We start from the raw sequence: 23,929 nt of genomic DNA, 5'->3' as shown, positions 1-23,929 counted from the left end.
TTTTGTCCGCGGTAAAAAACCCTTGCAGATCTCATAATAGAACATGCAATAAATTTTAGTGAAACATCATTTCACCAAAGTGGTGATGAAATACTTATGCAATGAAACATACATAAATATGCAAAATGTCTTTGACTAGAATAGGGGTTTTGCGATATCAATGTAGGCATTGAAACCTTTGCCAGACAGACCTAATTCATACAGGATTTAATTGATGACAACTATTCTCAAACACCTTCCTATTAATCAGCGTGTTGGTATTGCTTTTTCTGGTGGCCTGGACACCAGCGCAGCACTGTTATGGATGCAGAAAAAGGGTGCAATTCCTTATGCATATACCGCCAATTTGGGTCAGCCTGACGAAGAAGATTACGATGCAATTCCGCGTAAGGCAATGGAGTATGGCGCAGAGAAAGCCCGTCTGGTTGATTGCCGCAAACAACTGGTTGCTGAGGGTATCGCAGCCATTCAATGTGGTGCATTCCATAACACCACCGCCGGTGTAACCTACTTTAACACCACCCCGCTGGGCCGTGCTGTCACCGGTACCATGCTGGTTGCCGCGATGAAAGAAGATGGTGTCAATATCTGGGGTGATGGTAGTACCTATAAAGGTAACGATATCGAGCGTTTCTATCGTTATGGTTTGTTGACCAATGCTGAGTTGAAAATTTACAAACCGTGGCTGGATACTGATTTCATTGATGAATTGGGCGGCCGTCATGAAATGTCCGAGTTTATGATTCAGTCCGGTTTCGACTATAAAATGTCGACGGAGAAAGCCTATTCCACTGACTCCAATATGCTTGGAGCCACTCACGAAGCCAAAGACTTGGAATTCCTTAATTCCAGCGTCAAAATCGTTAACCCGATTATGGGCGTGAAGTTCTGGGATGAAAACGTGGTAGTGAAAGCGGAAGAAGTCTCTATCCGTTTTGAACGTGGGTATCCGGTTGCTCTAAATGGCGTAGTGTTTGACGACAGTGTTGAGCTGATGATGGAAGCCAACCGTATTGGTGGCCGTCATGGTTTGGGGATGAGCGACCAAATTGAGAACCGTATTATCGAAGCCAAGAGCCGTGGCATTTATGAAGCCCCAGGGATGGCGTTGTTGCATATCGCATATGAGCGCCTGCTGACCGGTATTCATAACGAAGATACTATCGAGCAATATCATGCCAATGGCCGGGTGTTGGGCCGTCTGCTGTATCAAGGCCGTTGGTTTGATCCACAAGCATTGATGCTGCGCGATTCTGCACAACGTTGGGTTGCGAGCGAGATTACCGGAGAAGTGACACTGGAACTGCGTCGTGGCAATGACTATTCGATTCTCAATACTGTATCTGACAATCTGACCTACAAACCAGAGCGCCTGACCATGGAGAAAGGGGATTCCGTATTCTCACCTGATGATCGTATCGGTCAGTTGACTATGCGTAATCTGGATATCACCGACACCCGTGAGAAGCTGTTTAACTATGTTGAAACCGGTTTATTATCCTCTTCAGCAACCACTGGGCTGCCACAAGTTGATAATAACAACTTAGGTGCACGCGGTATTCAGAACAAGAGTAAGTAATTATTCTCTTGAACTAAAATTGACAGTGAGTAGCAATCAGACCAAATATCGGTACTAGATCGCGCTTGCGTTACGTTGCTAACAAAGCCCTGCTGGAAAGGCCGCTTACCTGACCCGCACAAAAAAACCGCCTACCTGGCGGTTTTTTTTGTTTCTATGCCACGCCCCTCAATTAGAGCCAGAAATAGTAAAAATATAATATATAATCAATGAGATAGCTGGCGTTCATTCAACTCAGTCGGTTCATGCTTATAGTGAAAAGCAAAGACAAAAACAACCGCCAGTACGACAGTATAAGCAGCAAAAGATAACCAAATACTATTCCAATCTTTTACGCCATCGACCGTAAAGTAATCAACCACATGCCCGCTGCTTATCGCGCCAACATACGCCCCAACGCCGTTTACCATCGTCATAAACAAGCCTTGTGCGCTACCTCTGATATTGTGGTCGACTTCTTTTTCGACATAAATCGCCCCTGAAATATTAAAGAAGTCAAAGGCGCAGCCATAGACCACCATGGATAACAGTAATAGAACAATGCCGCTGGCGGACGGGTCACCATAGGCAAACAAGGTGAAACGCAGAGTCCAGGCAATCATACTGATCATCATCACACGCTTAATACCAAAGCGAGATAAAAAGAAGGGAATGGTCAGAATGAAAAAGACTTCGGCAATTTGCGCCATCGATAACAAGAGCGACGGGTACTGCACCACGAGGCTATCCTGATAAAGTGGATTCTTGGCAAAATCGTGCAGGAATGGGCTGCTAAACGTATGGCTAATCTGTAATGAAGCACCCAGTAACATGGCGAATAAGAAGAAAATAGCCATCTTCTTTTGTTTAAACAAAACAAAAGCATCAAGCCCTAAAAGGTTAACCCATGAGCGATCTTTCTTAGCATTAGAGGTGGGGCAACTGGGTAATGAGAGTGCATACATAGCCAATACCAGCGCCGCACCTGAAGCAATATAGAGTTGAATATTGCTCAATTCAAAACCGGATAAACTGATAGCCCACATGGCAAAAATAAAACCCACCGTGCCAAAAACACGTACCGGCGGGAAATCTTTAATCGTATCCAGCCCGGCCTTTTCCAGACAGATATAAGAAATCGTATTCGCTAATGCAATTGTCGGCATATAAACCATCGCATTAAACAGCATCACTAAGAACATGATCTTAGGATCGGAAACATTGGCCGCAATTAGCAGCGCGACAGCACCCAATAGGTGGCAGCAGGCATAGAGAATATTGGCTTTAATCCAGCGGTCGGCAATAATACCGATAATGCTTGGCATTAAAATACAGGCAATTCCCTTCGCACCATAGACTAGCCCCACCTGCGCACCGGTAAAATGGAGGGTATTCATCATATAGGCACCCAAGGTCACCAGCCAGGCACCCCAGATAAAGAACTGGAGGAAGAACATAACTTTAAGCCGTTTTTTTATTATCATTTTTATTCTCCGTGATACAAAGGTGTCGAGGGAATATGATTTGCTTATTGAGTCTGTAGGGTACTTCCCTCTTCAGCGGTATCCCCTACTGCCTGCGAGCCGCAATGACGCCAATAGGGGACTAACCAAAAGGTTGATAGTGTATTTATCGAACGGCTGATGCTTTGCTTTTCAAAAAAGCTTCAATTAGTTTGGTGAAATTAACCGAGGCCAATTTGGCGCATTTTAAGGTTTGTTCGTGAGACAGAACCACATCAGACAAGCCTTCTGCCAGATTGGTAATTGCCGTTAACGCAATCACTTTTAAGCCGCAATGGGCCGCAGACAAGACCTCTGGCACCACCGACATCCCCACCACATCTCCCCCCATAATTTGCATCATGCGGATTTCGGCTGGCGTCTCAAAGCAAGGACCGGGATAGGAGACAAACACCCCTTCGGTCAGAGGGATATCAAGCTGTTGGGCAATCTTGGCCATCTCGGCACGCAAGCCTTTATCATAGGCATTCGCCAGGCTAAAGAAACGTGGGCCAAAACGATCATCATTAGGCCCAACCAGCGGTGTTCCTGGCATGGTGTTGATGTGATCTTTAAGCATCACCACTGAACCCGGTAATACTTCTGGCCGTAATGAGCCGGCGGCGTTAGTACAGAATAAGAACTCGCATCCCATCAGTTTAAAGGTGCGTACCGGATTGGTCATAATGCTCATGCCTTGCCCTTCATAGAAGTGACCACGGCCTTTCATACACATCACAGCGACACCAAACAGCTCACCGAGAACCAATTCACCCGCATGCCCGTGCACCGAGCTGACCGGGAAGCCGGGAATATCGGCATAACTGAGGGTGGTTTCATTGGTAATTTGTGCCACCAAATCGCCTAAGCCTGAACCTAAAATAAACGCCGCCTGAGGCTTAAATCCGGGCTTTATTTTCTGAATATACGCGGCAGCCTGAAAGGGTAATTCACTGAAATCAGCATTACTGTTTGAATTTACTGTCGTCATAATAAAACCCCTTAATTATTTTTTATTTATCAAATAAACGGGTCATCCAATAAACCGGCTAAATAATAAATAGGTAGCGAGATAGATATTCCTCTCCATCATATGCAGGGGGTTATGACACAACCAATACTAAAATCCCGCTTATCCATACTGAAAAGGTAATGGTTCATGGTGCATTTCCACGCAATTATCGTCGATCACAAGAGGGTAATAAGTATGCACATGACAACAGAAATAGTTAAAGCACATCTGCAAATGCTGGGGTTTACCGCCCTGCTAGGAGGTTCTTTTATTGCCAGCACCACCATCAGCAATGCCTTGCCCCCCATGGTTATCACTTGGTTAAGATATGCTATCGCCAGCTTGCTTTTTATGGTGTTACTGGTGAGTCAGAGGTTATTTAAATTACCTAAATTGCGCGATTTAGGCCGCTACACGTTAATTAGTTTGCCGCCATTACTCTATTTTGCTTGCATGATATTTTCACTACAGACCACCAGCGCATTAAATTCGAGTGCGTTATATACCACCGTGCCATTAATGAGCCTGATAATGAGCATGCTGTTACTCAAATCGAAATCGACATGGTCAGTGCTGGTGGCCTTATTAATGGGGATTTTAGGCGCGTTGCTTATTATTTTTAAGGGCGATTTATCTCAGCTTTTACATCTGTCGCTTATGCCGTCTGATTATTTATTCCTGTTCGGCTGCTTAGGAATGGCACTTAATCCCATCGTAGTAAAGAAGTTACATCGTGGCGAACTGGCGTTGGTTCTCACTGGCTGGAGTTTGATCTGTGCCACGCTATTGTTAACCGCAGTCGTCGCCTATCAACTGCCAGAAATCGAATGGCGAAATATTAGCGTTATAACCTGGAGTGGGGTTTTCTATCTTGCAACCTTTGCCACCGCGTTAAGTTTCTTCCTGTTTCAAAAAGCTTGCATTGTGCTCTCTCCGGCCAAAGTATCAGGTTATGTATATCTGATACCGCTGTCGGTTATTGCGACCAATGTGGTGCTAGGGCAGGCAATAAATTGGCAGGAGATCGCCGCTGGGGTCACTTTAGTGGTTATTGCGATGGTCATGTTGGTTAAAGCTAAGTGACAGCGGCATTAAAATAACGCAAGCAACCGTTCCAGCGGCCGCGTCATGCTACCGGGATGATAAACGGCAAACAGATCAGCGGAGAGATTGTCTATCAGCGGGATGAATTTAATATTAGGCCATGGGATTTCCTGCATGCTTTCAGGAACCAGAGCGATGCCAAGATTGCTGTTTACAAAAGCCAGTTGGGTCTGTGGTTCATCAAATTGATAAATAGTCAGCGGCTTACAACCTGCGGCGAGGCAACTATTATATAAATTTTTGGAGTAGCCAGAGTTAGCAAAAGTGAGGAATATCAGGTTCTGGCCGGAGAGTTCTTTCAAAGTGAGCATTTTTTTATCTGCCAGCACGCTCTCATTAGACACCGCAACCGCAACCCGCTGCTTCTCAACGCACTGATAGACCAGCGCCGGGCTTTGCTCTAGGGAAGCACAACGCCAGAAGCCGATATCAAGCTTCTTACTTAATAGCGCTTCATACTGTTTGCTGGGCGGAAACTCATGCAAAGACCACGTGGTGTTAGGGTTAAGCGTTTTAAAAAGTTTGAATTTCTCTAATAATTGGTGCCAAAGCGCCGAACCAATAATGCCTATATTGAGGTGGCTTTGCTCATGGCGGGCAATATAAGACACACGGCTTAATGAGTTTTCTATATTCTCAAAGACTTCTTTCATCTCAGCCTGCATCATCTCACCCGCCAGAGTTAATACCACATTACGGCTGTCCCGGATAAATAAAGGGAAACCCAAAGCATCTTCCAACTCTTTAATTTGCAGGCTTAACGGTGGTTGCGAGATATGAAGGCGTTCAGCGGCTTTTCCAAAGTGCAGTTCTTCTGATACGGCTAAGAAATAGCGGATCATTTTCAAATTGATACGACCGGAAAAAAGAAGCTTCTGCATGCCACTATCCAATTATGTTAATGCGTAACCTAACTTATCTTTTGATAATAACACTATCTGATTATTCAACGACTAAAAACCACCCGAACAATTCAAAACCATTCGAGTTGCAGGTAGATGTAGCCAATCCCCTGCAACGTCAAGGATAAAGGGAACACCCCCTGTAATTTCAAGGACTAAGGCCCCCCAAAGTCATTGTGATTACAGGTAGGCAGCAAGAGAATGAACCCCGATGAGCTTACTCATGTAAGTGATTCGGGTGACAAATCGGTCAGGAACCGATTTGAACGCCGCTTGCGGCGGCCTCAACGAGACGAGGCCCAAGGATGGGCCGAGTAATGAACGTAGCTAACACCCCCTGTAATTTCAAGGACTAAGGCCCCCAAAGTCATTGTGATTACAGGTAGGCAGCAAGAGAATGAACCCCGATGAGCTTACTCATGTAAGTGATTCGGGTGAATGAACGTAGCTAACACCCCTGTAATTTCAAGGACGAAGGGGGGTGGGTAATTCAATATTACTTTCAGCCAACAACCCCATATTATTATACATGGCACAGGCTGCATCCACTAAATGCATGGCAATTGCGGCGCCACTGCCCTCACCTAGCCGCATGCCCATTTGCAAGTATGGCTCGAGTTGCAGATGGCTTAGCGCAATGACTGCACCTTTTTCTGCTGATAGATGAGAGGGGATCAAATAATCACGGACTCCCGGTGCGATACGGCAAGCCGCTAACGCAGAAGCATATGAGAGGAAACCATCCAACACCACTGGTAACCCCGCCGCCGCCGCACCAAGCATCACGCCGGTCATACCTACCAAATCAAAACCACCCACTTTCGCCAACACATCAATACCATCATTGGCATCTGGATGATTGGTTTCGATAGCACGGCGCACTACCGCCACTTTATGATGTAACTGCGCGCTAGGAAAATTCGCCCCAATCCCTACCACCAATTCAGGATCGCTGTCAGTAAACACGCTGACCATCGCCGCTGCTGGCGTAGTATTCGCCATACCCAACTCACCAACGCCAAACACTTTCACGCCTTCAGCCGCCTGCCGTAATGTCAGCAGTGCACTGGCACAAAGTAAATCCTCTGCCTGCTGGCGAGTCATTGCCGCTTCACGGGCGATATTGCCACTGCCACGCGCCACTTTCATATCCACCACACCGGGTAGCGTCTCGCTATCAATACCCACATCGACAATTTTTACTTCAACACCGGCATTAGCCGCTAGCACGCAAACACCTGTTACCCCCTTCACCATGTTCAACGCCTGAACCAGCGTGACCACTCGAGGTGAAATAGCCACGCCTTCATCGTAGACGCCATGATCTGCTGCCATCACAATAATTTGTTTGCGCTCAACCTGATGCCCGTATAACCCCCGCATTCCAGCCAGTTGAACCGCCAGTTGTTCCAGGCGACCTAAGCTACCTGGTGGTTTCAGTAAACCATCCAACCGCACCTGTGCTCGGGCCATCGCCTTGCTATCCAGCGGCGCAATCGTGCGCAGAATCGATGAAAGTGTTTGCATGTACTTAACCTCGTATTGCAGGCTGCCAAACAGCCCGACTGTTAAACGCACGCAGCGTGACAAATCCATCGTGGATCTCTAATACGCTGTATGCCCCCTGATCAAAATGAAAATGCCACATAGCCGCCGCTGGCATGGCCAGCAAACGAGCCAACATCAGGCTTAATACCCCCTGATGAGCAACCAGTAGCCGATTGTTATCACTACTTTGTGGTGAAGTACCCGACGCTAACAGCAGTGGCTGGATAACTTTTTCAACCCGGGCAGAGAACTGAGGGAATGACTCTCCTCCGGTGGGACTTGCCTGTTGCCAATCGGCCACCCATTGTGCCCATGCATCCGGGTCTTCCCGCTGTAAATCATGATGATGGCGCATTTCCCAGTCACCAAAATTCATTTCATTTAGTTGCCCGTCGCTATCGGCACTCACCCGGTGCCCGGCGAGTATGATGTCAGCGGTATGGCGGGCGCGCAGCAACTGGCTGCTGACGCCCTGACTAAAATCCACATCCGCTAACCAATCGGCCACCCATCCGGCCTGCTCCACGCCCTGTGGCGTTAGCGCCAAATCAGTCAGGCCGCAAAAAACGCCACGCAAATTGGCCTCGGTTTGCCCGTGGCGTACCAGAAAAAGTCGCATAGAATGACTCAATATTGAGATTATTCAGGAAATAACGCTGTTATTGCAAAACAGCTACAACAGCGCCAGCAAAAACACCAACTCACCTATTTCGGCAGCCGCGCCCAACGTATCACCGGTTTGACCGCCTAAACGGCTACGCAGATAGGTTGCCAACAGCAGCACTACCGCCATGGTAATCACCAGTGCCAACAGCGCAGTCCCTTTCCCCAGTAACAGGGTAAGTATTGCGCCACCCACTAATGTGACGGCAGTTTGCCGGCCGGTAACTTTACCGATGTAAATATTGCCCAAGCCATTGCCTGCGCGGGCATAACGCTGGCGGTACATCAACAACACAATCACCGTACGCCCCGCCACTGAAGCTGCCATTAGTATTGCCAGCATCGGTACATCGCGCAGTGCCAGCTCACTCACCACCAGCACTTTCGCCACCACGATAAAAATCAAGGCTAAACCGCCGTTAGTCCCAAGGCGGCTATCACGCATGATCTCCAACATCTGCTCGCGTTTACGAGCGGAAAACACTCCATCGCAGGTATCTGCCAAACCATCAAGGTGGAAAGCGCCAGTGACCAGCGCCAGTGCCAGCACATAACCCAGTGCCGCTAACGGAATGCCACACCAAGGTACCAGTAGGGTAAAGACCAGCGCGCCGATGATACCGACAATCAGCCCGATCAGCGGGAAACCGATAATGCCGCGTTCGTACTGATCCATCGCCAACCCTTGCGTCCAGCGCTCTGGCACCGGAATCCGGGTCATAAACTGCAAGGTGGCGAGAAATAGACGCAGGCTCATTTAATTTTTACCTCAATCCCGGAAACCACCAGAAACACTTGGTCAGCGGCAGCAGCCAGGCGCTGATTGACCCGACCGGCGATATCGCGAAAATGTCGCGCTAAACGATTTTCAGGCACAATGCCCATCCCCAGTTCATTCGTCACCAAATAAATCGGTGCTGAACTTCGGGCACAGGCGGCCAGCAGATCGGTAATTTGTTGCTGAACCCCCACTTCAAGTAACGTGAAATCCATCTGCTCCGGCGGCGTATCACCGGCCTGTTCAAACAGCAGATTAGTGATAAGGGTGGTAATACACTCCAACATCACCGCTTCGCCGGGTTCCACTTGCTGATCCAACACTGCTCCCAGATCCCGATAACCTTCCCAGGTACGCCAGTGTGCCGGGCGACTGGCGCGATGTAACTCAACCCGCGCGGCCATTTCCACATCTGTTACCACTGAGGTGGCAATGTAAAACACCCGCTCAGCCGCCTGTGCCGCCAACCGTTCAGCCAGCGAACTTTTGCCGCTGCGCGCACCTCCGGTAATCAAAATCACTGCGCGCTCTCCTGTCGATGTGTTTTCATTATTTTATAAATACTTTCAATATCAATATTTTGTCGCATATGTGCTGCCAGAATATCAAACTGTTGCTGCTTATGTTCGGCGTAATTCACCGTCACACCGTCAAACGCCGCCAGCCCTTTACGTTGGCGCAAATTGTCCAGCAGTGGGCGAGTGAAGTTGTGGCTGTCAAACAGGCCATGAATATAGCTGCCCAGCACACTGCCATCGGCGTTCACCGCCCCTTCCAACCATTGCTCCACTTGCCCGTTACGCAATGTCAATTGTGCGAAAGGCTTGGCGGCCGTTCCAAGCAGGGATGCACCCATATGAATTTCATAGCCTTCCAGTTGCTGCTCGCCGCAGCTTTCCAGCATCCCCGGCAGGCCCATCAGACAATAGCCACTGACCCGCGTGGTCACTTTGTCCTGTGCAAACTGCGTTTCCACATCCAGCAAACCAAGGCCCGCCATCTGTTCCAGGCCATACTCCACACCATCAATAATACGTTTTCCCAACATCTGATAACCGCCACAGATACCCAGCACCGGTACCTGATGTTGATGTTGTGCCAATAACGCGGCGGCCAGCCCACTGTGATGCAACCACTGTAAATCGCCCAAGGTATTTTTGCTGCCAGGCAGAATAATCAGATCCGGTTGCCCCAAGGCTGAAGGCTGCGAAACATAGCGCAGGCGCACATCTGGCTGAGCCGCCAACGCATTAAAATCGGTAAAGTTAGCAATGTGTGGCAAGTGAATGACGGCAATATCCAGCGCTTTTTCCACCGCATCCTGATATTTGCCATTTTGTAATGCCACACCATCTTCATCTTCCAAATCAATATCTAGCCACGGCATTACCCCTAATACCGGCACATCCGTCAGCGCTTCAATCTGTTCCAACCCAGGTTTAAGCAGCGCAATGTCACCCCGAAACTTATTGATTATCACCCCTTTGACCCGCGCTTTTTCATGCGGATGCAACAGGGCCAAGGTGCCATAAATAGCCGCAAACACCCCACCGCGATCGATATCAGCCACCAATATCACCGGTGCATCGGCCATTGCCGCCATCCCCATATTGACGATATCGCGGTCACGCAGGTTAATTTCTGCCGGGCTACCCGCCCCTTCCAGCACCATGACGTCATATTCACGGGCTAAACTTTGGTAGACCTCGCTGATTTGTTGCTGCAATTGCGGCTTATATTGATGATATTCCACCGCATCCATATTGCAGGCAACTTTACCCATCAGTACCACCTGCGCCTTACGGTCACTGGTGGGTTTGAGTAGTACCGGATTCATGCGCACATCAGGGGTGATGCCTGCGGCTTCTGCCTGAAAAATCTGTGCCCGCCCCATCTCCTCACCCTGTGGCCTAATACCTGAGTTGAGCGCCATATTCTGCGATTTAAACGGAGCACAACGATAGCCATCCTGCATAAAAATACGGCATAGCCCAGCCACCAATACGCTCTTACCTACATCAGATGCGGTACCTTGCACCATCACCGATAAACTCATTGCGCCTCCTCGGTTTCACGCTGACGCATCAACGCGAAAAGTTGTTCTTCCGTTTTGCATAACGGTAACCCTAGCTCGCAGTGCATTTTGACCAACCATGGCTGGATAAGCCCGGCAGCGCGCAGTTTATCCTGTTGCAGAAACACCTCGGTCGTTTCACCGGCCATCATTAAGCGACCATGAGATAAGACATACAGATAGTCACAAACCTTGTAGACCAAATCGATATCATGGCTGGAGAGAATAACCCGTTTCCCTTCTGCCACAATGCGTTCAATGATGGTAATCATGTGTTGACGCCCGGCCGGATCCAGCCCTGCGGTCGGCTCATCGAGTAACAGATACTCTGCTTCCATCACCAGTGCACCGGCAATTGCCACCCGCTTTTTCTGACCGTGACTAAGGTGCTGAATAGATTTATGGCGAAAACCCTGCGCATCAACCAGTGTCAACGCCCGATCCACTCGCGCGGCGATCACCGTTTCCTCCACGCCGAGATTACGCAGGCTGAACGCGATATCACTGTCGATATCGGTATAAAAAATCTGCTGTTCCGGGTCTTGGAATACCGTTGTCACCCGTTGGCGTAGCTCTCGCAGGCTGGCCTTTTTATAACTCAGCGGCTCTCCTTGCCACAGCACAGTCCCGTGTTGGGGTTGCAAAATACCGGTCAGATTCATAAATAAGGTGGATTTGCCACAGCCATTGGCGCCCAAGACACCAGTGACCGCGTGCTGACTGAAATCCAGCGTCAGATCGTGCAATACCTGCTCATCCTGATAGCTGAAACCTAACTGTCTGGTGGCTAACATCAAATCCTGCCTTACAGGTGGAAATCACCCTGATAAAGTTTCATATCCAGCGAGATAACCATCTGTTGATAGCGAATCATCACGCGGGTAAATAGCATACTCACCAACATAGCCAGCGAATGGTAGCCAGTACGCAATGAGATATAACCAAACCGTAGGGACTGCGCATGATGGATAGCAGCAGCCTCTTCAGCCAAAATAAAAATAAAGCGCCAGGTCAGCAAAATTTGCTCAGTCAGCAAACGGGGGGCATGGCAGCGTTTAAGTATCTGAATAAGCTGTGGGAATGGCGTATTCAGCACAAACCAGAAAGTCGCGGCCAATGCAGCCAGGCTACGCCACAAGGTCTGATTGGCAGTGGTTAGACCGACTTTATCGATACCGAACCACCAATTACCGATTTGTATACTCCACCACATACTCTCCGGTTGACGAGAAAGGGATAACACAATGGTCACCAGCCCCACCAACAGGAATGACAGCGGAATAGCCAGCCAGCGCAGATAACGGCGCGGGCCAACGCGTAACAAGTAGCAGGTCAGCGCGGCGATAAATATCAGCAATAACGCCTGATAGAGCGGCGGGCTGAGCATCGCCAGCAACAGGAAAACGCCATACAGCACCAGTTTCCCTATTGGGTCAACCTGCCGCCAGCGGCTTTGATAACTTAGTTTATCAATCCCCAGCATGCTCACCGCGTTTCCCCCGGTAGTAACCCAAGATATAGAAAATCACCGCTGCGCCAATGGAACCTTGCAGCGTGAACAACAGACTCTCAATTTCACCACTGGCAGGTTCATATAATGGCTGGAACCAGGGCTCATAGTGCGGTGCCGTTTGCTGGATCAGCGCTTCAGCCTCTCCATCCGAGCCACCGTATTCGCCGCCGTGATTAATAAAAAACGGCATAATAACCAGTGCAATCACCATTGCCAGCAGGATCAGGGTCTTTTTCATGTTAGTGGCTCTCCGCGTGAATTAAGCGCCGTTTGGTCAATTGGTCGTAAATCATGACCGTCAATAACCCTTCAGCAATCGCAATCGGGATCTGGGTAATACAGAACACCCCCATAAACTTGATAACTGAACCGCTGATACCAAATTGTGGATCGGGGAACGCCAAGCCAAGTTGTACTGAGGTGACAAAATAAGTGGTTAAATCCGCTAACATGGCACAGAGGAAAACCCCAACATCGCGGCGTAATCCCGCTTTACAGGCCAATTTCCACACCAAATAACCCACTACCGGCCCGATCACCGCCATCGACATACCGTTAGCACCGAGCGTTGTCAGCCCGCCGTGTGCCAGCAATAGCGCCTGGAACAGCAGTACAATCGCCCCCAGCACCGCCACCACCACCGGCCCAAACAAGATGACAGCCAGCCCTACCCCTGTAGGGTGTGAGCAACTGCCGGTCACCGACGGAATTTTCAGTGCTGAGAGCACGAAAATAAACGCGCCACACAGCGCCAATAACACTTTCTGATTGCTGTCTTCAGCCACAATCTGCTTTAAGCGCACCAACCCCATAAACAGACATGGCAGAAACAATACCCACCAAGCCAGCGCCCACATCGGCGGCAGAAAACCTTCCATAATGTGCATGGCAAAAACGTCATTCGGTGCCAGCGTGAGCAAGATTGCCATTGCCACTCCGCTATAAGACAGTTTCTTTAACTCTTTTTCCATTTCCATTAGTTGCTCCAATCACTTTGGGGAGTAATTTAAAATTAATTAACCCTCTATTTAACTAACCTGTTATCCATTAACTCGTTGCTGCTTATTCACTAAAATGGTCGAGAAATAGGGCAATGTCTGGTCAGCGGCGATGCTATCAAGCTGACGCCAGCACACTTCGCCAGGCAATGAGGCTTCCGACATCAACAGCGCATGTGGGAACAGCTCCAACCGTGCCAGCAGCGCTTGGATCCGAGCAAAACGGCCATAGACTTTCATTAGCACCACACAGTCGTGATCCCGCAGTGCGCGCTCCAATTCGGCCTCCGGCGCGGTACAGGACATGATGGCCAGTGACTGCTGCTCCATCGCCAGCGGTAGCGCCGCACGCGAGGCAATGGCGGCAAATGAGGTTACGCCCGGTACGATTTCCAACCAATCAGGCCGCCCGATGCGTTCCAATAAAAACACCCACGTGCTGAATAACATGGCATCGCCGAGGGTGATAAATCCCACCTGACGGCCATTGGCCACTTCAGATTGCAACTGTTGTGCCACCTCATCCCATACCGCTTGCTTCTCACTATCATCAGCGCTCATAGGGAAATGACAGGTGCGGATTTCGGTATGTGGTGAAAGGTATTCGCGCACGATAGAGAGCGCCAGACTGTCGCCACCTTTGCGCCCGGCAGGCGCATACAGCACATCGAGTTTGGCTATCAGCCGTGCTGCGCGTACAGTAATTAAATCACTAGCACCTGGGCCAACACCCAATGCATAAAGTCTGCCGCTCATTACGCTGCCTCCTGCTGTTTTTGTTGTAAGGCTTGGTCCAGATGTTCGACAAACATTTGACGTATCAATGGGTTCTCACCCAATCCTTGTAACCAGGAGTGAGCACAGATACCGGCGGCCTCCAGTTGCGATTGCCATGAGTCCGGCTCATCAGAGGCCATATCGTTGATGGCATGATCACCGGCCACCAACATCAGCGGCATTAAGTGCACTTTACGCACCCCCTGCTGTTGCAATCGGGTAATGATATGGCTGATTTCTGGATAACTTTCTACCGCGCCCACCAATGCCGGGAAATGCAGCGAGGTCATCAGATGATCCAGACAGGCATAGGCTGAAAAGGCATAATGGCTGGCACCGTGGCCCATAAAGACCACCCGCTCATCAGCGGCCAACACCGGCATTTGAGCCTGTAACGCCACCAGCAGTTGTTGGTAATCGGAAAAACTGCTTAACAACGGCGTACCCAATACCAGACGATGGAAACAGTCGCTAAAGGTGCGCACTTCATTGGCAATTTTTTCGTATTCAACGCCGTTTATCACATGCAGCGATTGGATGGCGACATCCTGATAGCCCTGTTCAGCCAGGTGTTTTAGCGCCTCCCGTGGGTTGTTGATCAGCAAACCATCGCGTTTGCGCAATTTGCGGATGATCATCTCCGAGGTAAACGCGCGAAAAACATCACGATCGCTGTAAGCTGCCGCCAGTTGCTGCTCGCAAGCATCAATATTCTTTTGGCGGGTTTGTTCATAACTGGTGCCAAAACTGATCACCAACAGTGCCTTTTTCATTTTATTGTCCTCGTTGTTGCTGCCAGTGGATCAGATGTTGGCTAAATTCATCTAATGACGTCACTTGCTGACCGATACCGCCCAATACCACGCTGGCGGGGCGACACACCACAATGCAGGGGATATTCAGTGCCAGACAGGGGGCAACTTTTTCCTGATATCCCCCCTGGGCACCGGACTCTTTAGTGATAACCACATCCGGCTGGCAAAACTCATACAGTGCCTGATTGAAAGACGCGCTGAATGGCCCGCGCAGCGCAATAATGTGGTCAACCCCCAGCCCCAGCGCCTCACATTGGTTCAGCACTTGCGCCGTGGGCAGCACCCGAACCAGTAAGGTTTTACCCACCAGCCCACGTTGATATTCAGCCAACTGCTTGCTGCCAGTCGTGAGTAACACCCGCGGCCCCAGCCGTTTGGCCACCTCACAGGCCGCAGCAACGCTATCGACCTTGTGCAGCAGAGGGTGGCTCAGAACATCAATTTCACTTGGCCGTTGGTAACGGGTCAGCGTGACATTTGACTGTTCGCAGGCCGCCACCACATTGTCACTGAGCATGCAGGCATAAGGATGCGAGGCATCAACCACCCACTGGACCTGTCTGGTCGCCAAAAAATCAGCCATCTGCCCTGCATCCATCCGCCCAACCATGACCTCACCGCCAATATCTCCCGCCAGTTGTTTACCGGCATCAGTGGCAACCGACAGGCTATAGCGTTGCTCTGCGGCATCCAGCAATTGGCAAATCAGCCGCGCATCACTAGTACCGCCAAAGACATGAATCGGTGGATAAGGGTGATGGCCCATCACAATGAATAGCCCCGTGGCGTGATCATCAGCCCATCACGGCAATAGGTCGCCTGATTACCGACGATCACCAGACTGGTCATATCCACCGGTTCGAAATCCATCTCACCCAGCGTAGTGATCCATTTCTCCTGTTTTTTACGCCCGGCGGCTTTCACTACCCCGACTGGCGTTTCCGGCCGCTTCCACGGCTGCATTAACTCAAACGCGCGGGCCAGATGCCCTTCACGGCCACGGCTACGTGGGTTATAGAAACAGATAACAAAATCAGCCTGCGCTGCCGCGACAATGCGTTTTTCGATCACCGCCCACGGCGTCATCAAATCACTCAGGCTGATATGACAAAAATCATGCATTAGTGGCGCGCCGAGTAACGAGGCAGCAGCAATACTGGCGGTGATCCCCGCCACCAACCGCACCTCCAACTCCAATTTTTGTTGCGTTACCAGCTCCAGCACCAAGCCCGCCATACCATAGATCCCGGCATCACCACTGCTGATAAGCGCCACGTTATGGCCCGCCAGCGCCAGATCAATGGCGGTTTGGCAGCGCTCTATCTCTTTACACATGCCGGTTTTGATCACCTGCTTATCCCCGGTCAAGGGTTTCACCAGATGGGTATAGGTTTTATAACCGACGATAATTTCCGCCTCGCGGATTGCGGCGATAGCTTCCTGCGTCATCATCGATTCACTGCCCGGCCCGATGCCAATTACGGTTAACATTAATGCGATACTCCCAGAGTGATGGTGACGCCCTGCTGACGCAGAGTATTGCCAACCAATTTACCGTCGCTCATCAGCCAGGCGACCGGTTGTGAAACGCTGCCGACACCCACCGTTTGGCGGACAAAATCAGAAGCAGGGAAACGTTGCTCATGGCGGCTCAGTTCGCCGACACTGAACAGTTCGAACGGTACTCGCCAGCACTGAGCCAATTGATGTAGCGCGGGTTCATCTTTTTTGATAGTGACACTGCCAATAGCCCGCAGCGCCATGAGGTCAAAGTGATTCTCGGCCATTTGCTGTTGTAACAATTCAACCAAGGTTTGCAGCGAGGTGGCCCGGCGGCAACCGATACCCGCGACCACCCGGCGTGGCACCAGTTTGTACACCGGTAACGGTAATGGAGGCAGGCTGTCGCGCAACGTGACACAAACTAGCGCATCCAGTTTTGGCAATTGATCCAGCGAATCAACCGCTACAAAACCACGAGTGTCACAGCGTTCACGCTCAGCCAGCAGAGGCGTATCCCACCACAAACCCACTTTTTGTTCGCTGACCAACATTTGATTGACCACTTTGACGGCGTGACGAAAATCCTGCATTTCGCCATCCAGTTGGGTCGCCAGCGTATCCAATGCCGCCATCTGGTTAACGTCGGTTGCAGTGGTTATCACCGGATCGGCCCCGAGAATGCCCGCCAAATAACGGGTTAAGGTATTGCCGCCCCCCACGTGACCAGACAATAGACTAATGACATGTTGCCCACGCTCATCAATCACCACCACCGCCGGATCACTCATTTTGTCATTCACCAACGGGGCGATAACCCGCACTGTCAGGCCGATAGCCCCGACCACCACCAGTGCCGAATACTGTTTAAATGCCTCACGGAGGGTGTCGCCAAAACTGCCATTGAACGGCAGAAAACCCGGTTCCAACAGTTTTTCACTGGTAAAGCAGGTCAGCGGCAAGTGGGTCTGCAAACGCCGCGCCAACCGCACCCCGCCCGGAGTCAGGCAAAATACCGCTATGGATTCAGGCTTGACGATATTCATGGCTAAACCCCGCATCATAGAGTTTGGAATAGTGGTATTCATCGCCGAGGAACGCCCCCACCAAAATCAGTGCAGTTTTATGAATAGCAGCGGCGCGAACCAATTCGGCGATATCAGCCAGCGTACCGCGCACAGTGCGGCTTTCAGCCCATGTCGCTTTGTACACCACCGCAACAGGAGTCGTCGCTGGGTATCCGCCAGCAATCAAACGTTCAGCTACGCGGTCCATCTCTTGCACTGACAAGAAAATCGCCATCGACGTTTGGTGCGCGGCAAACGCCTCCAGTTGCTCCAGCGGCGGCATCGGGGTTCGCCCTTCGATTCGGGTAATAATCAAGCTCTGCGCCACTTCCGGTACGGTGTATTCCACCCCCAGTTGCGCTGCTGCGCCAAGAAAAGCACTGACACCCGGTACCGACACAAAACCAATACCGTGCTCACTCAACACCTCCCCCTGCTCACGGATCGAACCATATAAAGAGAGGTCACCGGTTTGTAATCGCACCACCAACTTGCCAGCCCGCACACCATCAACCATCAGTGTGATGATCTGTTCCAAATTCAAACCCGCGCTATCGTGGCATTGCGCCTCTGGCGAGCAATATTCCAGCAGTTCGGTATTGATCAGCGAGCCGGCGTAGATAACCACCTCTGCTTGCTGTAACAACCGGTAGCCTTTCAGGGTGATCAACTCTTTGTCGCCCGGCCCTGCACCGACAAACCAGATTTTTTGTGTATCCCAGGGTTGTAGTACCGCTGTTGATGCAGCATCAGGATGCTCAGACATTGCGCGCCTCCTTGTGGCAGGAAATAAGATAAGTAGGATTATTAGGTTTAAAATAGTGCCCGCTGCCCAAAGGGGTCAGGGTGGAGAGTTGCAATTGCACGCAATCTAACTGACTGACAGCGCAGTGCTGTAAGTGAGCCAACGCGTCATTAAGGTTATTGAGCAAAATAAAGGTCAGTACCAAACGGCCATCGGGCTTAAGTGTCATCAGCGCCCAATCAATCAGATCGGTTAAATGGCCGCCGCTGCCACCAATAAAAATGGCATCGGCTGCGGCCGTATTAGGCAAGGGGGCAACGCCTGCGATGATCGCCACGTTGTGGCAACCCAGCCGCTGGCGGTTTTCGCTAATCAGTTCCAGTGCCGCTGGGTTGCGCTCAATCGCGGTGACCTGCAAATCGGGGAAGCGCAGTGCCGCCTCCAACGCCACACTGCCCGTCCCGGCGCCCACATCAATCAGGTGGCCATAACAAGGCAACTCCAGCCGTTCCAGTGCCAATGCGCGCACCGCTTCTTTGGTCATCGGGACTTTTTGCCCACGTAAGAACAGATCATCTCTCATTGAGGATCACCACCACATTCATGTCATAACGCGCCGCTACCTGTTGTTGCGACAGACGGTGAATACGTTCATTGGGTTGTGACAGGTTTTCACCGATAATCAAGGTGCGGGACAGACCACGCTGATGTAATGCATCGGCGATGGCACGCGGGCCGATAATACTGTCAGTCACCATCGCCACCTTGTCATGCTGGAAAATCCAGTCAAAATCGGGTACCCGCCCGTGGCTGCTGGTAAGAAAAAGGTCATTCATATCCAGCGCCACTTTGGCACACAGATATTGAATAGCGCTGATGCCGGGCACGATATGTAGCTCGTCAGTGCCGAAGTTCGCCGCCAGCAGTTTGCCAATGCCATACAGCAGAGGATCACCGGAAGCCAGTACCACAATGGCGCGAGTTTTGTTGCTATCCAGCCACTCCAGTAACCCCAGCAGATCCGCATCTAACAAGCGGGACTCACGAACATTGCTGCTAAATGTTGCCAGATGGCGCTTCCCGCCCACCAATACCTCAGCCTGGCTGATAGCCCACTGGGCTTCAGGGGTCAGATAGTCGATATCACCTGGGCCGATGCCAACAACCGTAATCATCGCAATGCCTCCACAATTTCATCCAGAGGCCGACTGCTGCCTAACACCTGATTATCGAAAGAGAATAAAATCGCATCGCACTGCGGCGGATTAACGGAGAAACGCATCATTTCAGCAATTCGCTCACAGATACGTTCGGCAATACGGCTGTAGACCGCCTGCCACCCCTGCTCAGCAATCAATTCCATCGCCGCTTCAGTGGTATTGCACTGGTTCACTTCAAGCAGTAGCGCATGCGGCGCCCCCATCAGCGCCAGATGGGCAACCAATGTTTCCATACGCCCATCCGCGATATGGCTGTGGGTATGGAAGATACCGGCGGCCACTTTCACTAATTTGCCGGGATGCCCTACCAGCAGCACCTGACGAAAGCCCAGTCGCACGGTTTCCTGCAACATATAACCGACGAAATTACTCATGGTCACCACCCGCTGGCTGTCGAGGCCCAGATGGTCGCGAACAAAGCGCTCGCCATGATTGCCCGGTACCAGAATGACGCGATCTTCACCCGCCGCGCGCTTCATCTCCAATTCCAATGCCAGCGAGCGTTTCCAGCTCTCTTCCGACATCGGTGTCACAATGCCGGTAGTGCCGATGATGGAAATGCCACCGAGGATCCCCAACCGCCCGTTGTAGGTTTTTTTCGCCCGCTCTTGCCCTTCGGGAGCAAAGATCTCTATTTCAGCACCGCGTAACGGGCCGATGACCTCGCGCACTGCTGCCTCGATGGTCTGGCGTGGCGTACGATTAATGGCTGAGCTGCCGACGGGGAGGCCAATACCTTTACGGCTCACTGTCCCGACCCCTTCGCCACCACGCAGAGTAATTTCCGTCTGTTCACGCAGCGTGACGCGAGCAAAAATCAGCATGCCGTGGGTAGCATCAACATCATCACCACCATCTTTGCGGATGGCCGCCGTAGCTTGCTGGCCCTCAATGAGGGGTTGTTCTACATTCAGGCATAACGTGACACCGGAAGGCGTCACAATTGAAATCTGGTCAATCACTTGCTGGCGCAACACCATTAGCGCCGCCACTTTAGCCGCCGCCGTCGCACAAGAACCGGTGGTGTAACCTTTGCGATATTGTTTGCCGTTATGCCAAATGCTGTCTAATTGCTGGTTTTGCAGCATCTGACTGTCATTGACAGTAGCCTCACTCATAGCGCCCCCCGCAACTGATAGAGGATGGCATTGATGATGGCTGCTGCCACATTGCTGCCCCCTTTGCGCCCAAGTGCTGCAATGCATGGCAGGTCACTGGCAACCAAGGCATCTTTGGATTCAGCCGCCCCGACAAACCCCACCGGTACACCAATGACCGCGATCGGTGTGGCGTGGCGTTCCAACAAGCGGAATAACGCAGTCGGGGCATTACCAAAGACAAACAGCTTTTCTCCTGACTCTGCCAGAGCAACATCCACTGCGGCCATCGAGCGAGTAATACCCTGTAGCGGCGCACTCTCCACCACCCGTGGGTCACTGATGTAGCAACGGCATTCGCATCCCATCTGCTTTAACAGCACTTTGTTGATACCGGACATCGCCATCGTAGTATCGGTATAAAGGGTGCAACCCCGGCGGATACCCTCGGCAATATGGGTTAGTACCTGCGGTGAGAAATGCAGAATATCCAGCCAATCAAAATCCGCCGTGGTATGGATAACCCGCTTGATCACCGCTTCTTGCATCTCACTGACAAAGCGAAAGTCCGGGTGCTCATCGGCAATAATGTCACCGATGATGGCAAAACTGTTTTGCTCTATTTCCTGCGGGTTCTTTATATAGTTCATCAGGTTATCCTTGTTAAATGCCGACCAGCAGCAGACGAATCAGGGCAAACAGTAATAGTGCTAATAACGACGCCATCAGCATCAAATGGATAGTGCGCGGGATATCATCCAGCGCCACCTCGCGCCGTTCATCACCGATCCAGGGTTTTTCAACCCGCACGCCAAAGTAATCATTCGGCCCCCCCAGCCGCACGCCCAGCGCACCGGCAACCGTGGCTTCAGACCAGGCACAGTTAGGACTGGCGTGCTGATAACGATCACGCCAGCCGATGCGCAATGCCTGACGGTAATCGGCTCGTAGTAACCACGCGGCTGCGCTCAGTAATAGCCAGCTCAGGCGGGCTGGGAGCCAATTCGCCACATCATCCATCCGTGCCGACACATAACCAATCGCACGGTATTTTGGCGTTTTGTAGCCCACCATCGAATCAAGGGTATTGACTGCTTTGTAAGCCATTGCCAGCGGGGCGCCGCCTAACATCAAAAAGAACAGCGGTGCAATCACGCCATCAACGCTGTTTTCGGCCACTGTCTCTACCACCGCACGGGTGATTTGTGGCTTCTCTAGTTGTGAGGTGTCACGCCCGACAATCCATGACAGCTTCTCGCGGCTTTGTGCCAGCGAACCGTGCTTCAGGGCATCAAATACCAGTAGCGCCGCATCACTCAGGCAACGTCCGGCTAAGAGGGTGTAAATCATCCACACTTGCGCCAACCAGCCGAGCCACGGATTGATGTGTGTCATCAGTGATAAGAACCCCCAACTCAGCAGCCATGTCACGCCGACCACCACCAACCACAGCGCTGCTCCCCCCCACTTCAGTGCCCGTTCGCTGTGACAAACCGCACGGATAGCACGTTGCATGACAGAGATCAGGTTGCCTATCCAGCGCACCGGGTGCGGCCAGTGCGGCGGGTCGCCGAGCCAGCTATCAAGCAAGAAAGCAACAAACCATGCGCTCAGGGTCATAGCACGCTCCGGGCAGCGGTCAGCCAGCCATCAAGCAAACCGGGGCGCTGGGCAAAATGGATATGCAGATAGCTGGCCTGAGTGCGCTGAAGTTGATAGCCACTGTGCCAGCGCTGAATAGCGACACCATCACGCCATTTGCTGCTATCAAATACCGGCGTCAATGGGCTAGTAAAATCGGAATAATGGAATTCATGACCACGCAGAATTTCACCTTGTGCAGCCAATAAGGTGTCACTGCGGGCCTGTGCCTGACAGTAACCAAAGCGAGTCAGCCGTTTCCCCATCCGGCTCTCACCGGCCAAAATGCCAACCATCGGGTGGCGCTGACCACTCTCATCCGTTAAGCCATCACCGAGATACATCAGGCCACCGCATTCGGCATACAGCGGGATCTGTTGGCGATGCGCTTGCTGTAACGCTGCATGCATCGCTGTATTTGCGGCTAAGCGGGCAACGTGAATTTCGGGATAACCTCCCCCGAGATAAATCATCTGGCAATCGGGTAACCGGCGGTCATGAAGTGGGCTGAAACGTTGGATGCGCACGCCTGCCTGCTCTAGCAGGTCAAGGTTATCGGGGTAATAGAAATTGAATGCTTCATCTTCGGCCAAGGCCAGTGTCAGGCCGTTAGCCAGTGTAGACAGAGGTAAGGAAGGCGGGGTGCCGGCAGGCTGTGCCGCACAATGCGTCAGTGCCAGTAATCGGTCGAGATCGATAAAGGCTTCAACCTGCTGTGCCAGCCGTTGCCAGCGGGGCGAGCTGTCGGGCTGATGGGTTCTACCCGCCACGCCCTCACGCTGCTCTTGCACCGGTATCAACCCTAAATGGCGTGATGGCAGCGCGATATCATCCATCACCGGCAAGCGCCCCAGCACGGGAATACCGCAGTAATGCTCGATGGCGTGGCGGATTAGCTGATAATGGTTTTCTGAATTAACACGGTTAACAATCACGCCTGCGATGGTGAGATTTGGGTCAAACTGGCAGAACCCCAGCACGGTAGCCGCAACCGAGGTGGATACCGCCTTGCCATCCACCAGTAAGATAACCGGGCAGCCCAGTTGTTTGGCCATCGCCGCACTACTGCAATAATCGGGATCAGTGCCGTAGCCGTCATACAAGCCCATCACACCTTCGATCACCGCCACATCAGCATGGCGCATGTGCTGGTTATATAACCCATTCAAGGTCGCAGCCGGTAGCATAAAAGCATCGAGGTTACGCGAGGTAACACCACTGACGGCGCTATGCCAGCCGGTATCCAGGTAATCTGGCCCGACCTTAAACGGCTGCACAGATAATCCGCGTGCCATCAGCGCCCGCAGAATACCCAACGTCACGGTTGTTTTACCGCATCCACTGCCGGTACCTGCGATAATAAATGCTTGTTTGCCAGACCGTTGCATAAAAAATCCCGCCATTTCGAGCGGGAT

At 51.4% G+C, this 23,929-nt stretch carries 26 protein-coding genes; 2 read left to right on the top strand and 24 right to left on the bottom strand.

The annotated features are described in order from the left end of the window. Positions 1 to 214: 214 nt before the first annotated feature. Positions 215 to 1,579, top strand: a complete 1,365-nt coding sequence (gene argG / locus ACWJJO_RS08485) for an argininosuccinate synthase (protein WP_083159250.1) — start codon at positions 215 to 217, stop codon at positions 1,577 to 1,579. A gap of 206 nt (positions 1,580 to 1,785) precedes the next feature. On the opposite strand, the gene ACWJJO_RS08480 is transcribed toward argG, so the two are convergent. Next, complete coding sequence (locus ACWJJO_RS08480) at positions 1,786 to 3,042, bottom strand: nucleoside permease (protein WP_481090910.1); 1,257 nt, start codon at positions 3,040 to 3,042, stop codon at positions 1,786 to 1,788. 145 nt (positions 3,043 to 3,187) lie between these two features. Beyond that, positions 3,188 to 4,051 carry a xanthosine phosphorylase gene (xapA, locus tag ACWJJO_RS08475; protein WP_481090909.1) on the bottom strand — a complete coding sequence of 288 codons (864 nt, stop codon included), beginning with the start codon at positions 4,049 to 4,051 and terminating at the stop codon, positions 3,188 to 3,190. Between the two features lie 255 nt (positions 4,052 to 4,306). Here xapA and ACWJJO_RS08470 point away from each other — a divergent pair, with 255 nt between their 5' ends. Then, positions 4,307 to 5,155, top strand: coding sequence for a DMT family transporter (locus ACWJJO_RS08470; protein WP_442821445.1), 849 nt, complete (start codon positions 4,307 to 4,309; stop codon positions 5,153 to 5,155). A gap of 8 nt (positions 5,156 to 5,163) precedes the next feature. Here ACWJJO_RS08470 and ACWJJO_RS08465 read toward each other — a convergent pair whose 3' ends face one another. From ACWJJO_RS08465 to ACWJJO_RS08360, 22 genes are all read right to left on the bottom strand, one after another. Beyond that, positions 5,164 to 6,057, bottom strand: a complete 894-nt coding sequence (locus tag ACWJJO_RS08465) for a LysR family transcriptional regulator (protein ID WP_083159253.1) — start codon at positions 6,055 to 6,057, stop codon at positions 5,164 to 5,166. Positions 6,058 to 6,543: 486 nt separating this feature from the next. Next, on the bottom strand, positions 6,544 to 7,605 hold the full coding sequence (gene cobT / locus ACWJJO_RS08460) for a nicotinate-nucleotide--dimethylbenzimidazole phosphoribosyltransferase (protein WP_372568937.1): 1,062 nt from the start codon (positions 7,603 to 7,605) through the stop codon (positions 6,544 to 6,546). Positions 7,606 to 7,609: 4 nt separating this feature from the next. Continuing rightward, the gene (locus ACWJJO_RS08455) at positions 7,610 to 8,245 is read right to left on the bottom strand and encodes an adenosylcobalamin/alpha-ribazole phosphatase (RefSeq protein WP_083159255.1); all 636 of its coding nucleotides are present in this window, start codon (positions 8,243 to 8,245) and stop codon (positions 7,610 to 7,612) included. Between the two features lie 54 nt (positions 8,246 to 8,299). Then, positions 8,300 to 9,046, bottom strand: coding sequence for an adenosylcobinamide-GDP ribazoletransferase (gene cobS / locus ACWJJO_RS08450; protein WP_442821061.1), 747 nt, complete (start codon positions 9,044 to 9,046; stop codon positions 8,300 to 8,302). Beyond that, a complete protein-coding gene (cobU, locus tag ACWJJO_RS08445; protein WP_042569508.1) occupies positions 9,043 to 9,588 on the bottom strand; it encodes a bifunctional adenosylcobinamide kinase/adenosylcobinamide-phosphate guanylyltransferase in 546 nt (181 codons plus the stop codon). The genes cobS and cobU overlap by 4 nt, the downstream gene beginning before the upstream one ends. Then, a complete protein-coding gene (locus ACWJJO_RS08440; protein ID WP_481090908.1) occupies positions 9,585 to 11,123 on the bottom strand; it encodes a cobyric acid synthase in 1,539 nt (512 codons plus the stop codon). Before ACWJJO_RS08440 ends, cobU begins: the two co-directional genes overlap by 4 nt. After that, the gene (locus ACWJJO_RS08435) at positions 11,120 to 11,935 is read right to left on the bottom strand and encodes an ATP-binding cassette domain-containing protein (RefSeq protein ID WP_083159258.1); all 816 of its coding nucleotides are present in this window, start codon (positions 11,933 to 11,935) and stop codon (positions 11,120 to 11,122) included. Before ACWJJO_RS08435 ends, ACWJJO_RS08440 begins: the two co-directional genes overlap by 4 nt. Before the next feature lie 11 nt (positions 11,936 to 11,946). Then, positions 11,947 to 12,624 carry an energy-coupling factor ABC transporter transmembrane protein gene (locus ACWJJO_RS08430; RefSeq protein ID WP_032906397.1) on the bottom strand — a complete coding sequence of 226 codons (678 nt, stop codon included), beginning with the start codon at positions 12,622 to 12,624 and terminating at the stop codon, positions 11,947 to 11,949. After that, positions 12,611 to 12,892: an energy-coupling factor ABC transporter substrate-binding protein gene (locus tag ACWJJO_RS08425; protein ID WP_005185363.1), complete on the bottom strand. Its 282-nt coding sequence runs from the start codon at positions 12,890 to 12,892 to the stop codon at positions 12,611 to 12,613. The genes ACWJJO_RS08430 and ACWJJO_RS08425 overlap by 14 nt, the downstream gene beginning before the upstream one ends. 1 nt (position 12,893) lies before the next feature. Then, on the bottom strand, positions 12,894 to 13,631 hold the full coding sequence (cbiM, locus tag ACWJJO_RS08420) for a cobalt ECF transporter S component CbiM (protein ID WP_005185360.1): 738 nt from the start codon (positions 13,629 to 13,631) through the stop codon (positions 12,894 to 12,896). A 63-nt stretch (positions 13,632 to 13,694) separates the two neighbouring features. Next, positions 13,695 to 14,408, bottom strand: coding sequence for a cobalt-factor II C(20)-methyltransferase (locus tag ACWJJO_RS08415; RefSeq protein ID WP_442821062.1), 714 nt, complete (start codon positions 14,406 to 14,408; stop codon positions 13,695 to 13,697). Beyond that, a complete protein-coding gene (gene cbiK, locus ACWJJO_RS08410; RefSeq protein WP_420073304.1) occupies positions 14,408 to 15,202 on the bottom strand; it encodes a sirohydrochlorin cobaltochelatase in 795 nt (264 codons plus the stop codon). Before cbiK ends, ACWJJO_RS08415 begins: the two co-directional genes overlap by 1 nt. Position 15,203: 1 nt before the next feature. Beyond that, the gene (locus ACWJJO_RS08405; protein WP_372569870.1) at positions 15,204 to 16,010 is read right to left on the bottom strand and encodes a cobalt-precorrin-6A reductase; all 807 of its coding nucleotides are present in this window, start codon (positions 16,008 to 16,010) and stop codon (positions 15,204 to 15,206) included. After that, on the bottom strand, positions 16,010 to 16,735 hold the full coding sequence (locus ACWJJO_RS08400; RefSeq protein ID WP_050084476.1) for a precorrin-3B C(17)-methyltransferase: 726 nt from the start codon (positions 16,733 to 16,735) through the stop codon (positions 16,010 to 16,012). The genes ACWJJO_RS08405 and ACWJJO_RS08400 overlap by 1 nt, the downstream gene beginning before the upstream one ends. Continuing rightward, on the bottom strand, positions 16,735 to 17,790 hold the full coding sequence (gene cbiG / locus ACWJJO_RS08395; protein WP_481090907.1) for a cobalt-precorrin 5A hydrolase: 1,056 nt from the start codon (positions 17,788 to 17,790) through the stop codon (positions 16,735 to 16,737). The genes ACWJJO_RS08400 and cbiG overlap by 1 nt, the downstream gene beginning before the upstream one ends. Further along, on the bottom strand, positions 17,771 to 18,577 hold the full coding sequence (locus ACWJJO_RS08390; protein ID WP_372568933.1) for a cobalt-precorrin-4 methyltransferase: 807 nt from the start codon (positions 18,575 to 18,577) through the stop codon (positions 17,771 to 17,773). The genes cbiG and ACWJJO_RS08390 overlap by 20 nt, the downstream gene beginning before the upstream one ends. Then, positions 18,570 to 19,139 carry a decarboxylating cobalt-precorrin-6B (C(15))-methyltransferase gene (locus tag ACWJJO_RS08385; protein WP_083159262.1) on the bottom strand — a complete coding sequence of 190 codons (570 nt, stop codon included), beginning with the start codon at positions 19,137 to 19,139 and terminating at the stop codon, positions 18,570 to 18,572. The genes ACWJJO_RS08390 and ACWJJO_RS08385 overlap by 8 nt, the downstream gene beginning before the upstream one ends. Beyond that, the gene (locus tag ACWJJO_RS08380) at positions 19,129 to 19,731 is read right to left on the bottom strand and encodes a cobalt-precorrin-7 (C(5))-methyltransferase (protein WP_083159263.1); all 603 of its coding nucleotides are present in this window, start codon (positions 19,729 to 19,731) and stop codon (positions 19,129 to 19,131) included. The genes ACWJJO_RS08385 and ACWJJO_RS08380 overlap by 11 nt, the downstream gene beginning before the upstream one ends. Next, positions 19,728 to 20,894: a cobalt-precorrin-5B (C(1))-methyltransferase CbiD gene (cbiD, locus tag ACWJJO_RS08375; protein WP_083159264.1), complete on the bottom strand. Its 1,167-nt coding sequence runs from the start codon at positions 20,892 to 20,894 to the stop codon at positions 19,728 to 19,730. The genes ACWJJO_RS08380 and cbiD overlap by 4 nt, the downstream gene beginning before the upstream one ends. Continuing rightward, positions 20,891 to 21,523, bottom strand: coding sequence for a cobalt-precorrin-8 methylmutase (locus ACWJJO_RS08370; protein WP_083159265.1), 633 nt, complete (start codon positions 21,521 to 21,523; stop codon positions 20,891 to 20,893). Before ACWJJO_RS08370 ends, cbiD begins: the two co-directional genes overlap by 4 nt. A gap of 13 nt (positions 21,524 to 21,536) precedes the next feature. Then, positions 21,537 to 22,493 (bottom strand): adenosylcobinamide-phosphate synthase CbiB, encoded by a 957-nt coding sequence (cbiB, locus tag ACWJJO_RS08365; protein WP_481090906.1) that lies wholly within the window; start codon positions 22,491 to 22,493, stop codon positions 21,537 to 21,539. Then, positions 22,490 to 23,902 carry a cobyrinic acid a,c-diamide synthase CobB gene (locus ACWJJO_RS08360; RefSeq protein WP_442851045.1) on the bottom strand — a complete coding sequence of 471 codons (1,413 nt, stop codon included), beginning with the start codon at positions 23,900 to 23,902 and terminating at the stop codon, positions 22,490 to 22,492. The genes cbiB and ACWJJO_RS08360 overlap by 4 nt, the downstream gene beginning before the upstream one ends. Positions 23,903 to 23,929: the final 27 nt, after the last annotated feature.

It is taken from the genome of Yersinia antarctica, from assembly GCF_056636475.1.
The sequence above is the reverse complement of the archived record's forward strand: the minus strand, read 5'-3'. Positions and strand labels throughout refer to the sequence as shown.